Annotated in this window: 12 protein-coding genes; 9 read left to right on the top strand and 3 right to left on the bottom strand. The window is 67.8% G+C overall.

Features of this window, described 5'->3' with window-relative positions; all coding sequences use genetic code 11:
* Window positions 1-10: 10 nt before the first annotated feature.
* Window positions 11-1,723 carry an exodeoxyribonuclease V subunit alpha gene (gene recD / locus ABNW52_RS02800; RefSeq protein WP_349583730.1) on the top strand — a complete coding sequence of 571 codons (1,713 nt, stop codon included), beginning with the start codon at window positions 11-13 and terminating at the stop codon, window positions 1,721-1,723.
* 147 nt (window positions 1,724-1,870) lie between these two features.
* Here recD and ABNW52_RS02795 read toward each other — a convergent pair whose 3' ends face one another.
* Genes ABNW52_RS02795 through pdxR form a run of 3 tightly spaced genes read right to left on the bottom strand, consistent with a single transcriptional unit; the run spans window position 1,871 to window position 4,437 of the window.
* Complete coding sequence (locus ABNW52_RS02795) at window positions 1,871-2,413, bottom strand: DinB family protein (RefSeq protein ID WP_349583728.1); 543 nt, start codon at window positions 2,411-2,413, stop codon at window positions 1,871-1,873.
* 34 nt (window positions 2,414-2,447) lie between these two features.
* Window positions 2,448-2,951, bottom strand: coding sequence for a 2-thiouracil desulfurase family protein (locus ABNW52_RS02790; RefSeq protein WP_349583727.1), 504 nt, complete (start codon window positions 2,949-2,951; stop codon window positions 2,448-2,450).
* 10 nt (window positions 2,952-2,961) lie between these two features.
* Window positions 2,962-4,437 carry a MocR-like pyridoxine biosynthesis transcription factor PdxR gene (gene pdxR / locus ABNW52_RS02785; RefSeq protein WP_349583725.1) on the bottom strand — a complete coding sequence of 492 codons (1,476 nt, stop codon included), beginning with the start codon at window positions 4,435-4,437 and terminating at the stop codon, window positions 2,962-2,964.
* A 97-nt stretch (window positions 4,438-4,534) separates the two neighbouring features.
* Between pdxR and ABNW52_RS02780 the strand changes: the two genes are divergently transcribed.
* The 8 genes from ABNW52_RS02780 (at window position 4,535) to ABNW52_RS02745 (ending at window position 13,924) form a co-directional block, all read left to right on the top strand.
* Complete coding sequence (locus ABNW52_RS02780; protein WP_349583723.1) at window positions 4,535-4,936, top strand: rhodanese-like domain-containing protein; 402 nt, start codon at window positions 4,535-4,537, stop codon at window positions 4,934-4,936.
* A 2-nt stretch (window positions 4,937-4,938) separates the two neighbouring features.
* Window positions 4,939-6,123: a GNAT family N-acetyltransferase gene (locus ABNW52_RS02775; protein ID WP_349583720.1), complete on the top strand. Its 1,185-nt coding sequence runs from the start codon at window positions 4,939-4,941 to the stop codon at window positions 6,121-6,123.
* A 67-nt stretch (window positions 6,124-6,190) separates the two neighbouring features.
* Window positions 6,191-7,630, top strand: a complete 1,440-nt coding sequence (locus ABNW52_RS02770) for a hypothetical protein (protein WP_349583717.1) — start codon at window positions 6,191-6,193, stop codon at window positions 7,628-7,630.
* 139 nt (window positions 7,631-7,769) lie between these two features.
* Window positions 7,770-9,758 (top strand): biofilm regulation protein phosphatase SiaA, encoded by a 1,989-nt coding sequence (gene siaA / locus ABNW52_RS02765; RefSeq protein WP_349583714.1) that lies wholly within the window; start codon window positions 7,770-7,772, stop codon window positions 9,756-9,758.
* A gap of 22 nt (window positions 9,759-9,780) precedes the next feature.
* A complete protein-coding gene (siaB, locus tag ABNW52_RS02760) occupies window positions 9,781-10,323 on the top strand; it encodes a biofilm regulation protein kinase SiaB (RefSeq protein ID WP_349583711.1) in 543 nt (180 codons plus the stop codon).
* A 21-nt stretch (window positions 10,324-10,344) separates the two neighbouring features.
* Window positions 10,345-10,719 carry a biofilm regulation phosphoprotein SiaC gene (gene siaC / locus ABNW52_RS02755; protein WP_349583708.1) on the top strand — a complete coding sequence of 125 codons (375 nt, stop codon included), beginning with the start codon at window positions 10,345-10,347 and terminating at the stop codon, window positions 10,717-10,719.
* A 7-nt stretch (window positions 10,720-10,726) separates the two neighbouring features.
* On the top strand, window positions 10,727-11,515 hold the full coding sequence (gene siaD, locus ABNW52_RS02750) for a biofilm regulation diguanylate cyclase SiaD (RefSeq protein ID WP_349583706.1): 789 nt from the start codon (window positions 10,727-10,729) through the stop codon (window positions 11,513-11,515).
* Between the two features lie 51 nt (window positions 11,516-11,566).
* A complete protein-coding gene (locus tag ABNW52_RS02745; RefSeq protein WP_349583703.1) occupies window positions 11,567-13,924 on the top strand; it encodes a diguanylate cyclase domain-containing protein in 2,358 nt (785 codons plus the stop codon).
* Window positions 13,925-14,054 lie beyond the last annotated feature (130 nt).

Genomic DNA, 14,054 nt, shown 5'->3' with positions numbered 1-14,054 from the left:
ATCGGCCTGCATGAACGCCATCACCACGGAAAGTTTTCTCCCCGCCCAGCTGGCCGGGCTGTTCGCTCGTCTCGACCCGCAGCATGGCCCGGCGTTGCAGCCGCTGCTGCAACGGCTGGTCAATGCGCAGGCCGCCGGCCACGTGTGCCTGGCCGGGCTGTCCGGCGACGATTTCGCCCTGTTGCGGCAGACGCCGCTGGCCGGCAAGCCGGGCGAGTACACCCCGTTGATCGTCGATGCCGGCGGGCGGCTGTACTTTGCCCGCCAGTGGCGCGACGAGGAACAGCTGGCCGCGGCGCTGGCCACGCTGGCGCGCGACCCGCAGCCGCTGCCGGCCAGCGCCGCGCAGATCGACGCGCTGCTGACCAGCCTGTTCGGCCCGCCCGGCGCACCGGACTGGCAACGGTTGGCCGCAAGGCTGGCGCTGCAGCGGCGTTTTCTCACCATCTCCGGCGGCCCCGGCACCGGCAAGACCACCACCGTGGTGCGGCTGCTGGCGGCGCTGGCGGCGCTGTCGCCACGGCCGCTGGTGATGGCAATGGCGGCGCCCACCGGCAAGGCAGCGGCGCGGCTGACCGAATCGGTACGCGCCGCGCGCGATGCGCTGCCGGTGGCGGATGCAGTGCGCGCGCAGCTGCCGGACAAGGCGCAGACGCTGCACCGGCTGATCGGCCTGGTGCCGGGCACGGCGCGGCCGCGGCAGCATGCGGCCAACCCCTTGCCGCTGGACGTGCTGGTGGTGGACGAGGCATCGATGGTGGACCTGAGCCTGATGGCGCAGACGGTGGCGGCGCTGCCGGCGCATGCGCGGCTGATCCTGCTGGGCGACAAGGACCAGCTGGCGTCGGTGGATGCCGGCGCGGTGCTGGGCGACATCTGCAGCCGGCAGGCCTGGCGCAGCGATACCGCCGCCGCGCTGGCGGCGCAGGGTTTTGCCGTGCCCGGTGTGGTGGACGATGCGGCGCTGCTGGCCGACAGCGTGGTGGTGCTGAGCAAGAGCCACCGCTTTGGCGAGCATTCCGGCATCGGCCAGCTGGCGCGGGCGGTGAATGCCGCTGATGTGCCGGCGGTACGCGCGCTGCTGGCGGGCGACAGCTTGCCGGACGTGCAGCAGCTTGGCGCGCTGCCGGACGGCTGCGGTCTGCTGGCGCAGCGCGCGGCGTACTGGCAGGCGCTGGATGCCGGCGCCGCCCCGGCCGCGCTGTTTGCCGCATTTGGCGAGTTCATGTTGCTGGCGGCCGAACGCCATACCGTCGCCAGCATCAACAGCGCCATTGAAACCGAGCTGGAACGGCAGGGGCGCAAGCCGGCGGGCAGCGACTGGTACCCGGGGCGGCCGGTGATGGTGACGCGCAACGATTACAGCATCGGCCTGTTCAATGGCGACATCGGCCTGACGGTGCAGCAGGGCGAGCGGCTGCGGGTGCTGTTTCCCACCCCGGATGGTGACTGGCGCGAAGTGGCGCCGGCACGGCTGCCGGAGCACGACACCGTGTACGCGATGACGGTGCACAAATCGCAGGGCTCGGAATTCGGCAGCGTGTGGCTGGCGCTGCCCGCCGCCCCCAGCGCCACGCTGACGCGGGCGCTGGTGTACACCGCCATCACCCGCGCGCGGCGGCAGTTTGTGCTGGCCGGCAGCACCGCGGTGCTGCTGGCCGGAGTAGAGTTTGCGCCGCCGCGGCAGACCGGCCTGGCGGAGCGGCTGTGGGGGCGGGGCTAGCGCAAGCCTTGCCGGTTCCGCGTTGCGACAGCTTGCGGCCAACCTTGCGGGGTTGGCCGCATTCTTTCATCACGAGCCGCCCGGATAAGCGCCGCCGGGGAAGTGTCAACAACGTTCCCGGATGTGGCTGTGGCGTATTCGAGCGACTTACTGCGCCAGCTGATCCGGTATCCGCAGCAGCAGGTCGGTCACGCCGACGTCGACGCCGGCCTGGCTCAGCAGGGCGGTGGCCTGGCCGCGGTGGTGGGTCTGGTGGTTGAAGACGTGCAGCAGCACGCTGCCGAACACGCGCTGCGCGGCCACACCCTGCATATTGCGGTAGGCCAGCGGCTGGTTCAGGTCGTCTTCGCTTACCTCGTCCAGCAGCGCCACCATGGTGGCGTCCAGCGCGGCGCGGCGGGTGCGCATGGCGGCGAAGTCGGCGCACAGCGGCTGGTCCAGTCGCTGTGGCATTGCCGTTTCGGCCAGTGGCGCCAGGGTGGCAAAGTCGCGCGGGTGGGCGCGAAAGCGCTGCAGCCAGATGGTGTCGGCCACCAGCAGGTGGTTGAGCGTGCCTTGCAGTGAACCGAAAAAGGCGCCGCGCTCCGCCGTCAGCTCGGCCGCCGGCAAGCCGGCGGCGGCGCGGTACAGCTTGTCGTTCATCCACTGGTTGTAATCGGCCAGCAGGCGCAGGTGGTAGAGCAGGGACATGTTTCTCCCTCCAAGGTTGGCCGCAAGGCGGCGGTTAATCCGCTAGCTTGGCTAGCAATAGTTCCAGCTGCGTTTCGTTGTACACGCGGATGCCGTGCGCGCCTAGCAGCGCGGCGGTGACGCCCTGGCCGTCTTGCAGCTGGCCGTCGAAGCGGCCGCTGTAGACCTGGCGATTGCCGCAGGACGGGCTGTTGGCTTTCAGCAGTGCGATGCGGCAGCCATGCTGTTGCGCCAGTTGCAGCGCCTGCGCGGCGCCGGCGATGAATTCGGCGCTGACATCGCCGCCGGCGCCAGTACGCACCGTGGCGTCGCGGCGCAGCACGGCATGGCCGTCGCCGCCGTGGATTTCGGCCGCCGGGCGCGGGGTGGGCAGGCCGCCGGCCACTTCCGGGCAGATGACGACCAGGCGATAGCGTGCGGCCAAAGTGTCGCGCAATGTGGCCGGCAGGCCCTTGCTGTGACCGTCGTAGCGCACCGGCTGGCCCAGCAGGCAGGCGCTGACCAGTAGCGTGGGTCGGGTGTCTGGATCGTGTGTCATGGAGGTGTGCTCATGGTGGGGTTTGCAATAGCTGCGCCAGTATCGCCACGCCGCGACGGATGGCCGCCTCGTCCACGCCGGCGTAGCCGAGCACGAAGCCGCGCTGCTGCGGCGTGGCCAGGTAGTGGCGCCCCAGCGGCCGCAGCCATACCTGCTGCTCTGCGGCGGCGGCGGACAGCGCGTCCTCGTCGTAGCCGGCCGGCAGCGTGGCCACCAGGTGCAGGCCGGCTTCGCCCGGCGACAGCGCCAGGCCTTCGGCACCGCTGGCGGCCAGCGCGGCGCGCAGGCAGTGCTGGCGCTCGCGGTACAGCTCGCGCATGCGCCGCACGTGACGGGCAAACTGGCCGCTGCTGAAGAATTCGGCCAGCGCCGCCTGCACCGGCAGCGGGCCTTCGCGGTACAGCCGCGCGTTGCAGCCGCGGAACGGGTCGATCAGCGCCTCCGGCACCACCAGGTAACCGACGCGCAGGCCGGGGTACATCACCTTGGCCAGGGTGCCGACGTAGATTACCCGCTCGTCCTGCGCCAACCCCTGCAGCGCCGGCTGCGGTTGGCTGACGTAGCGGAACTCGCTGTCGTAGTCGTCCTCGATAATCCAGGCGCCGTGGCGCTGCGCGCTGTCCAGCAGCGCCAGGCGGCGCGGCAGGCTCATCACCACGCCGCTGGGGTACTGGTGTGACGGCGTGGTGTAGATCAGTTTTGGCGGGCGCGGGTCGCTCACCAGCGCCGGGTTCAACCCTTCGTCATCCACCGGCGCCGCCACCAGCGCCAGGCCGGCGCCACGCATGGCGGCGTGGGCACCGACATAGCCCGGCTCTTCCACCCAGGCTACGTCGCCGGGGTTGGCCAGCAACCGGGCAGCCAACTCCAGCGCCTGCTGCGCGCCCTGGGTGACGATGATCTGCTCCGGCCGGCAGCGCACGCCGCGCGCCAGCTGCAGGTAGTCGGCCAGCGCTTCGCGCAGTGCCGGCAGGCCGCCGTCGGCGCGGTAACCCAGCTCTTCCGCCGTGGCGCGGCGTTGCTGCCGTGACAGTAGTTGCTGCCAGGCATGATGCGGAAACAGGCGGATCTCCGGCACGCCGGGGGCGAAGGCGCCGAACAGCCCGACCGGCAGACCGCTGCTGGCGAACAGCTCGTGGCCACGTTGCGACAGCCCCAAAGGTTGGCCGCGCAGCGGCGGTTCGGCGCTGGGTGCCGGCGGGGTGAACAGGTGGGTGACGTAGGTGCCGCTGCCGGCGCGGGTGGCGATATAGCCTTCCGCCTGCAGCTGTTCGTAGGCGTCCAGCACCGTGTTGCGCCCCAGCGCCAGGCTGCGCGCCAGGTCGCGGCTGGCCGGCAGGCGGGTGTCGCCGGCCAGGCGGCCGCTGCCTATCCACTGTCGCAGCAGCCGTGCCAGCTGCCGCGACAGCCCTTCCTTGCCGTCGCGCTGCAAGGCGGCGTGCAGCGCATCGATGATCCACAATTCCTGCTGGCGGCTGTCCGGCAAAGTGGTTCCCTTTCGTGTTGGTGATCTGGCTCTGTTACAGGGCCGCCTGTATTTTTACCATCAATGCCATCGTGATGTCTGTACAGGAGAACGCAGCATGGAGCAGCTGGCCTTTTACCGCGCCAAACTGGCGTACGAGATCGATAGCTGGGATGTGGCAGAACAGCAGAAGCAGGGCAAGGCGCTGCTGCTGGTGGATGGCCGCTCGCCGGCGGCCTATGCCGCCGAAACCCTGCCCGGCGCCATCAACCTGCCGCATCGCGGCATCACGGCAGAAAGCACCGCGCAGCTGCCGCGCGACGTACTGCTGGTGACCTTTTGCGACGGCATCGGCTGCAATGCCTCCACCAAGACCGCGCTGAAGCTGGCCGAGCTGGGCTTTACGGTGAGGGAGCTGCAGGGCGGGCTGGACTGGTGGAAGCGCGATGGCTACCCCACGGTGGCTGGCGGCGCCAGCTGTGACATCAATACGGCCGCCGATTGCGGCTGCGGAGGCTGAACATGGACATGCAATACGACACCTACGGCCAACCATTGGGGTTTCCGGTCGAAAACTGGCAGGGTGCCACCCCGCCGCAGCGCGTCACCCTGCAGGGGCAGCATTGCCGCGTGGAGCCGTTCAGCCGCCAGCAGCATGGCGCCGGGCTGCGTGCGGCGCTGGAGCTGGACGTGGACGGCCGCGACTGGACCTACCTGATGCCGCGCCCGCAAAGCGATGCCGACTGGGACAACTGGTTCGGCATGATGGAAGACAGTCGCGACCCGCTGTTTTTCGCCATCGTCGATCAGGCCAGCGGCCAGGCGATCGGCAGCTGCAGCTATCTGCGCATCGACGCGGCGGGCGGGGTGATCGAAATCGGCTGGTTGCGCTTCTCGCCGCTGCTGCAGCGTAGTGTGGCTGCCACCGAGGCGATGTACCTGCTGATGCGGCAGGCGTTCGCCTGGGGCTACCGTCGCTACGAGTGGAAGTGCAATGCGCTGAACGCGCCATCGATGCGCGCCGCGCCGCGGCTGGGCTTTACCTTCGAGGGCATCTTCCGCCAGGCGCGGGTGAACTGGGGGCTGAACCGCGACACCGCCTGGTTCAGCCTGCTGGACAGCGAGTGGCCGGCCAACCGTGCCGCGCTGGAAGCGTGGCTGGATGCGGCCAACTTCGATGCCGAAGGCAAGCAGCGCCGCAGCCTGGACGAGTGCCGCCGCAGCCTAGCGGCACAGACGCAGCAGGACGGTGTGCGGCTGGCGACACTGGCCGATCTGCCGCAGCTGGCGGCACTGTTCGACGGCTACCGCCAGTTCTACGGCCGCCACGACGATGCCGCCACCTCGCACGACTTCATCCGCCAGCGCTTGGTACAGGGTGATTCCACCATTCTGGTGTACCAGCAGGACGGCCAGCTGCAGGGCTTCACCCAGCTGTACCCGCTGTACACCTCGGTAGCGGCGGCGCCAGCCTGCCTGCTCAACGACCTGTTCGTGGCGCCGACGGCGCGCCGTGGCGGGGTTGGCCGCCAACTGCTGGCGGCGGCCGGTGAACTGGCGCTGGCACGGGGTCTGGCGCGGCTGGAGCTGGCCACCGCGCATGACAATCTGACGGCGCAGGCGCTGTACGAGAGCATGGGCTGGCAGCGCGAAACCCAGTTCTATCGCTACCGGCTGCCGCTGCCATCACCGCTTTCGGCGCGATAAGCGCACACCATACGGCGGCGTCGGAGTAAAATGCTCGGTTTTACAAGGCAGTATCGACGTCCGCCGTATGAAATCACATCCCCGCAATGCCCGTATCAAGGGCGACCCGTTTGTTCCCAGCCGTTTTGTCTTCGGTGATGCCGTGGAGGAGCAGGGGCTGGAGCCGTACGAGTATGTGATCCATACCGAAGCCCCGACTTTCGTCTGCCGCCTGGTGGGTATGGATCAGACGCCGTTCGACGGCCGCGACAAGGAAGGTTTTTCCAGCGCGGTGCTGTACGACGAGCGCGACAACCTGACCCACTACGTCACCAATACCGGCTTCCGCCTGTTCGATTTCAATTTCTGGGGCGACATTCCCACCGCCGCCGAACTGCACAAGGTCTGCGACGAGGCGATGCAGGTGTATCTGCGGCTGCAGAAAGCCTATGCCGAGCGCGAAGTGGCGCCGAAGGAGCGTGATTTCCGCGTGGTGCCGACCGAGCCGTTGCCGCCGGCCGAACGTCAGCGCCGCATCCGCGAGCTGGCCGACGCCGCCGCCGAGGCTCCAGCCAATCCGCTGAAGAAAATGCAGCTGCCGGCGCTGATCCAGCAGGCGCTGCTGGGCGGCGACCAGGCAGTGTTCACCGAGGCGCAGCTGGCGCTGCAGAACCAGCCGGATGCCCGCGAGCTGCTGCTGGGCTCTGCGCGCGACAGCATTGCCTTCCCGGAGGTGATGCGTCCGGACGGCACCGTGGTGTCCTACGAGCTGTGGGCGCTGCCGCTGATCTTCTCGCGCGCCCACGGCGGCTTCTGGTGGCACTTCCCGCTGCTGGAGCGGGTGGAGCCGGCGCTGGCCGACGCGCTGGCGCTGCCGGACAACACCGTGCTGTGGCTGTCGCCCACCATTTTCAGCTCCGACATGCTGATCGAGCGCTCCTGCCAGTCGCTGGTGCACCTGGCCTCGGTGATGGATGCCGGTTGCGACATGGCGCCGCAGGATGTGGAGGCGGCACGCGCCACCTATCAGGCAGCCAGCAAGACGCATGAACCGCAACTGATCCTGTGCTGGCTGCCGTTCATCGTCGAGCGCGGCAAGCTGGACATGGCGCGGGTGCGCAGCCATGCGCGCAAGGCGCTGGATGCCGCCATGCCGCTGGTGCAACAGGCGCTGGCCAGCGAAATGATGTTTGGCGAGGCCGAGCTGTTCTCGCCGCTGCCGTGGTGGGAGGCGTTGGCCGCCGGGGTGCATGCCTACAACCGCAAGCGTCTGGGGCTGACCGTGGCGGTGGCGGTGGGTGTCAACGGCAAGCCGGACGGCATGGAGGCGGTGGCGGAGTACCTGCCGGAGCATCAGGCCTACGATGTGCAATTGCTGGCGCAGGATGGCGGCAAGCTGCTGGGGCGCACGCCGTGGCTGCTGGTGCCGGATCTGGCGCCCAGCCGCATCCAGGCCTGGCATGATCTGGCGGAATGCCTGAAGGCAGCCGACATCAGCTTGCGGGAACAGGCGCCGCGGTTTCATTGATTGCGGCGGCAACGGCGACTATCTACAAATTTTCGTTACAGATAGTCGCTATTTTTACAAGCCAGCGCCGGCTTATTTGTCGGTCATTTGCGTGCACGGCATAATCCGGCAACCCAATACACGCAAATGAGGCAAGCCCATGGCATTACTGGGACTGCGCGGCAAATCCCTGCTGGCATTGCTGCTGGCCTGCCTTATCGCCCTGGTGCCGGCGGCGCTGATCGGCTGGCAGGTGGTAGACAGCATCCGCACCCACCTTGGCGAAGCCTTTGTCCGTAACGTTACCCTGCTGCAGCGCGAGCGTATCTTCGCCCCGGTCACCCGCGAGCTGGCGCTGTCGCTGCGGCTGGCCGATTCGGTGCTCACCCGGCAGTGGCTGCTGGACGAAGGCAGTGCCGCGCGTCGTCAGCAGTTTTTTGCCGAGGCCGAGGGCTACCGCCGCGACTTTCGCGATCACTCCTACTTTCTGGTCAGCAACCAGAGCTTCAGTTACTACTTCAACGACAGCAAGAATGCGCTGTCCGAGCAGCCGCGCTACTTCCTGAAACAGGGCAAACCGGAGGATGGCTGGTATTTCGCCACCATGCGCAATACCAGCGACTTCAACATCAACGTCGATTACGACCACGCGCTGAAAACCACCAAGGTGTGGATCAACGTTATCGTGCACGACGGCGTCAACAAGATCGGCCTGGCCGGTACCGGGCTGGATCTGAGCTCGTTTCTCGACGATTTCATCCGCCAGCGCGAGGCCGGCGTCACGCCGATGATTCTGGACCGCCACGGCGCCATCCAGGCGCATCCGGATTCCCGCCTGATTTCCCTCAATTCCGCCGGCCGCCATCAGCCGCAGCAGCAGGCTGGCCTGCAACGCTTGCTGGACGAGGCCGGTGCCCGCAGTCTGCAGCAGGCGATGCGCAGTGCCGAGGCCAAGCCGGGGCAGGTCAGCGTGTTCTGGGGCCAGCTGGACGGCAAGCGCCAGCTGTTGGCGCTGAGCTTCATCCCGGCGCTGGGCTGGCACGTGGTCACCGCGGTGGACCTGAATGCCGCGCGCGTGTTTGAAGGCCCGTGGCTGACGCCGGCGCTGATCGCGCTGGCGGTATTGTTGGCCGCCTTGCTGCTGGGCTTTGCCTGGGCGGTGGAAAAGCTGGTGCTGCGGCCGATCAGCCAGTTGCGCCATTCGGCACAGGCGATGGCGGCAGGGCAGTACGAGGTGGCGCTGCCGGCCGAGCGCGACGACGAGATCGGCGAGCTGAGCGCCGCCTTCGGCGTGATGGCGCACAAGGTGCGCAGCCACACCACCGAACTGGAGCAGCGCGTGCGCGAACGTACCCGCGCGCTGGAAGAAGCCAACCGCGAGATGGCGGCCGCGCACAAGAAGATCGACGATTCCATCGACTATGCCAGCCTGATCCAGCGCGCGATGCTGCCGGACCGTCAGCTGGTGCAGGCGCTGGGCGAAAAGCACGCCGTGCTGTGGCACCCGCGTGATGTGGTGGGCGGCGATTTCTACGTCTACCGTGCCGGCGAGCAAAGCTGCCTGTTCGGGGTGGTGGATTGCGCCGGCCACGGCGTGCCCGGCGCGCTGATGACCATGCTGGCGCATGCCGCCATCGACCAGGCCATCAGCGATATCGGCATGACCGACCCGGCCGCCATCCTGGCGCGCTGCGACCGCATCCTGCGCGGCATGCGCCGCGACGAGGACGGTGGCCAGATGCTGGCCACCAATATGGATGTCGGCCTGGCCTTTGTTGACCTGCGTGAAAGACAGGTGACTTTTGCCGGTGCCAAAATCGCGTTGTATTACAGCGATGGCGACAATGTGGCCGAGCTGCCGGGCGCACGGCGTGCCATTGGCGACAAGCGGGTGGGCGAGTACCACAACGCCAGCGTACCGCTGCAGGTTGGCCGCAGCTTCTACATGACCACCGACGGCTTCCTCGACCAGGCCGGTGGCGAGCTGGGCTTTGGCTTCGGCAGCAGCCGCTTTACCGACATGATTCGCCGCCACGCCGGCCTGCCGCTGGCCGCGCAGAGCGAGGCCTATCGCGCCACACTGGCCGATTATCAGGGCAAGCATGCGCAGCGCGATGACATTACCATGCTATGTTTCCGCTTTGACTGATGTCCAACCCCGGGGAGACTCTATGGAATCGTTAGACCTGTTCAGCCTGCGCGAGACCTTCAGCCGTCAGCACATCATGCTGTGCTTCAACGGCCCGATCTCGCGCAGCCTGATCGAGGAGATCGGCACCGCGCTGCGCAACTACCTGGTGGCCGACCATGCCCATCCGTCCTCGGCGATGGATGTGTTCGGCGTCTACATCGAGTTGACGCAGAACATCCGCCATTACACCCAGCAGCAAGGCTGGACCGAGCAGGACGCCACCGCCACCGTGGTGGTGGCGCGCGACGCCGAAGGCCACTACGTGGTGAGCGCCGGCAACATCATCCAGCGCGCGGATGGCGAGTCGTTGCTGGCACGGGTGGACAGCCTGGCGGCACTGGACAAGGCGGAGCTGAAGGCGCGTTACAAGGAGCAGCTGCGGCTGCCGCGGGAAGCCGGCGTGGCTTCGGGTGCCGGGCTGGGCCTGATCGACATCGCCCGTAAGTCCAGTGCGCCCTTGCAGGCCAATCTGCGCCAGCTGGCGGACGGGCGCGCCTATGTCAGCGTTCGCGCCGTGATTTGAGTCTTTAGCGAGTATTCCACGATGAGCAATCTTTCCATTCCAGGTAGCCAGGCCACCCCCGCGATCGACGGTAACTGGGACAGCGGCGTGCTGTCCATGCAGGGCGACTCTTATCCCGAAAACTCCTACGAGCTGTTCCAGCAAGTGTTCGACTGGGTATCGCGTTTCCTCGCCGAGGAAGCCCGCCCGCTGACACTGGAGCTGGGGCTGCTGTACCTCAATACCAGCAGCATCAAGGCGATGATGGATATCTTCGACCTACTGGAAGAGGCGCATGGCGACGGCAAGCCGGTGGCGGTGAACTGGCGCTACGATCAGCGCAATGAACGCGTGGCCGAATTGGCGGAGGAGTTCAAGGAGGACTGCTCCTTCCCGTTTGCCATCGTCAGCCAGTGAGGCAGCCATGAATCGCGACACCCGCGAGCTGGAAGCGCATATCCAGGCCCTGCTGGCCGAGCCGGCGCCACAGGCGCCGCCGTTGGCGCAGGCGCTGTCCGAGCTGTGGCAGCAGTACCAGGATCTGCTGGAGCGCATGGAGCGCATCACCCGGGTGTCCGATGCCTATCAGAGCATGGCGCGCCAGCGCGAACTGAGCCTGGCGGAGCGCTTCGACAAGCAGCTGCGGCAGCTGGAAAAAGTGGCGCGCATTTCCGACCGCTACCAGAAGATGATGCGCGAGCTGAACCTGGCGCTGAAAGAGGCGGCGACCCACGACCCGCTGACGGCACTGGTCAACCGCCGCCCGCTGCTGGACCGGCTGCGCGCCGAAATGGAGCGCAGCGACAGCCGCGGCCATGCCTTCTGCGTGGCGATGCTGGACATCGACAGCTTCAAGCCTATCAATGACAGCTATGGTCATGATGTTGGCGATAGCGTATTGGTCGAGACCTCGCGGGTGATGGAGTCAGAGGTGCGCGAGTACGATCTGTGCGGCCGCTGGGGGGGCGAGGAGTTCCTGATCATCCTGCCGGAAACCTCGCTGGCCGAAGCGGAGGCCATTATCCACCGCGTGCGCGCCGGTATTGCCGCCTTGCGCATCCGGGTCGGCGCCGATGCATTATCGGTTACCATCAGTGCCGGTCTGGCCCAGTATCGTACTGGCGAGCGCTACTCCGAGTTGCTCAACCGCGCCGATGCCGCACTGTTGCAGGCCAAGCGCGCCGGGCGCGACCGCCAGCAGAGCGCCGGCTAGACGCCAGCCGCCGGCGCGGCTGCGGCCCGCCGGTCATCATAAGGATTCTCCGTGTTGCAAGGTATCTGGCCAGGCTCGCTACAGGCGCGCCTGGCTTTGTTCTGTTCGCTGGCCATTCTGCTGGTGTCGCTGCTGTTGTGCGGCGTGGGTTACCAGCAGGACAGCGCGCGCCTGCGCGGGCAGCAACTGCACTACGTCGAGGCGGTGGTCGCCCGCCTGGCGGACGATATCGACGAGCGTGTGCGCAGTCGCCAGGTGCTGCTGGAACAGGCTGCGGCCAACCTGCAGCCGTCCGCCGACGACATCCGCCTGCATGGCGGCGCAATCATCCAGCAGTTCCACTACCTGAAAGGCAGCTTCGGCAGCGTGGTGCTGTACGACGCCGACGGCCGCATCGTGGCCGACTACCCGGCGCTGCCCGGGCGCGTCGGCCTGCAGCTGGGCGACCGCGCCTATTTCCAGCAGACGCGGCAGACGCTGCGCGCCGGGGTGTCGGAGCCGCTGCGCACCCGCGGCAACCTCAACCGCAGCGTGGTGGTGTTCACCGCGCCGATCCTGGACAGCCACGGCCAGTTCGCCGGCATGCTGGGCGGTAGCCTGGAGCTGTTCTCGCCGGAGCTGTTTGGCGAATTGCGCGGCATGCGCATCGGCAACAGCGGCTACATCACGCTGACCAGCCGCCAGTCGCAACTCGTCCTGCTGCACCCGGAGCGCGCGCGCATTCTGCAGCCGGCGCCCAGCGGCAGCGATGCCACGCTGGCGCGTGCGCTGGCCGGCTGGGACGGCAGCGTGCTGCCGGCCGGCAACCAGGGCGATGCCGCCGTGCGCGTGTATCGCAACCTGCATAACGTGAACTGGCTGCTTACCGGCGTCTACCCGCAGCAGGAGGCATTTGCCCCGCTGGCGGCGGTGGCCAGCGAATACCTAGTGCTGCTGTTGCTGGCGCTGCTGACTGCCGTGCCGCTGGCATGGTGGGGTACCCAGCGGCTGCTGCGGCCGCTGACGGCACTGCAGCGCAAGGTGCGGGCGCTGCCGGATGGCGGCGGCGAGGCCATCCTGGTGGAAGGCTGCCACGAGCTGCAGGTGCTGGCGGCCACCATCGCGCAGGTATTTCACGAGCGGCGCCAGGTCGCCGACACCCTGGCCACACGCGAGGCGATGTTCAGCGCCTTGAACGACACCTCGCCGCTGGGGGTGTTCGTCTGCGACGCCGACGGCGTGCTCAGCTACGGCAACAAGGCGGCGCTGGCGCTGGCCGGCATGGAGCGCGGTTCGGCATACTGGTTCGGCCGCAGCTGGCTGGAGGCAGTGCACAGCAGCCACTACCAACAGTTGGCCGCAGAGTGGAAGCGCTGGAGCCGCGAGCCGGCCGGCGAGTTTGTGCAGCGCTTCCGCCTGAACCATGTGCGGCATGAGCCGCTGCTGGTGACGATGCGTTGCAACCGCATGCCCGGCGGCGCGGCGCCCCGCTTCCTGGCGGTGCTGGAAGACATCAGCGTGAGCGAGCTGAACCAGAGCTGCCTGGCTGCCGAGCGTCAGCGGCTGCAAGCGCTGCTGCTGGCGGTGGGCGATGCGGTGATCCTGACCAACCAGCACGATGAAGTGCTGCAGATGAATGCGCCGGCGTGCGAACTGCTGGGGGTGAAGCTGGAACAGGCGCATGGCCGCAGCATGGGGCTGTTCGTGTCGCTGAGCCTGCCGGAGCACGACCAGCCGGTGACACTGGCGCTGCTGGCCGGGCAATACCATGGCCAGACCGTGGCACTGAACCTGCTGGGGCGCGACATGCGCCAGCTGCCGGTGCTGTTCAGCCTGTCGATGGTGGAGGCGGCCGGCAGCATGCACGGCTACAAGGTCTGCGTGCTGCGCGACGACAGCGCCCGCCGCCGGCGCGAAAGCGGCCTGCGTGCCGAATCCGAGCACGATGCGCTGACCGGGGTGCTCAACCGCCGCGGCATGCTGGCCACGCTGGGCGCCTTGCTGGCGGACGACAATACCCGCCAGCAGCCGCACTGCGTGGCGCTGCTCGACCTCGACCACTTCCGCCAGTTCAACGACAAGGGCGGCCCGCAGGCCGGCGACCGGTTGCTGCAGGAGGTGGCGCGCATTCTGCAGCGCCGGCTGCGCACCAGCGATTGCGTGGCGCGGCTGGATGCCGATAGCTTTGCACTGCTGCTGTACCGCTGCAGCAGCGACACCGCCGAGCGCATCCTCAACGATATCCGCCACGAGGTCGGCCAGCTGCGTGCCGCCAGTGACGATGGCCTGCAGCCGCTGACTGTCAGCATCGGCCTGACGATCGTGCAGGGCGGCGACCGGCTGGCGCAGGAGGTGCTGCAGCGCGCCGGGCGCCGCTGCCAGTATGCCAAGCAGCAGGGCCGCGACCAGCTGGTGGCCAGCGACCGCTAGCCGGCAGCCGCCGCCAAAATAAAACCGCCGCCATCTTGCGATAGCGGCGGTTTTGCCGTTGTCGGGCAGCCGGCTTACCCCTGTTGTACGCCGGCTGCTTTCCTGTCTGTTGCGGCTTTGAGCCTGCACA

The sequence above is a fragment of the Vogesella oryzagri genome, assembly GCF_040148885.1.
Lineage (GTDB): Bacteria > Pseudomonadota > Gammaproteobacteria > Burkholderiales > Chromobacteriaceae > Vogesella > Vogesella oryzagri.
Note: the sequence above shows the minus strand (reverse complement) of the source record. Positions and strands in the feature narration are given on the sequence as shown.

Bases quoted from the DNA above. Each gene is read 5' to 3' on its own strand.
- siaB (WP_349583711.1), top strand. From the start codon at position 9,781: ATGGAATCGTTAGACCTGTTCAGCCTGCGCGAGACCTTCAGCCGTCAG.
- ABNW52_RS02795 (WP_349583728.1), bottom strand. From the start codon at position 2,413: ATGTCCCTGCTCTACCACCTGCGCCTGCTGGCCGATTACAACCAGTGG.
- ABNW52_RS02770 (WP_349583717.1), top strand. From the start codon at position 6,191: ATGAAATCACATCCCCGCAATGCCCGTATCAAGGGCGACCCGTTTGTT.
- ABNW52_RS02775 (WP_349583720.1), top strand. From the start codon at position 4,939: ATGGACATGCAATACGACACCTACGGCCAACCATTGGGGTTTCCGGTC.
- ABNW52_RS02780 (WP_349583723.1), top strand. From the start codon at position 4,535: ATGGAGCAGCTGGCCTTTTACCGCGCCAAACTGGCGTACGAGATCGAT.
- siaC (WP_349583708.1), top strand. From the start codon at position 10,345: ATGAGCAATCTTTCCATTCCAGGTAGCCAGGCCACCCCCGCGATCGAC.
- siaA (WP_349583714.1), top strand. From the start codon at position 7,770: ATGGCATTACTGGGACTGCGCGGCAAATCCCTGCTGGCATTGCTGCTG.
- ABNW52_RS02790 (WP_349583727.1), bottom strand. From the start codon at position 2,951: ATGACACACGATCCAGACACCCGACCCACGCTACTGGTCAGCGCCTGC.
- recD (WP_349583730.1), top strand. From the start codon at position 11: ATGAACGCCATCACCACGGAAAGTTTTCTCCCCGCCCAGCTGGCCGGG.
- siaD (WP_349583706.1), top strand. From the start codon at position 10,727: ATGAATCGCGACACCCGCGAGCTGGAAGCGCATATCCAGGCCCTGCTG.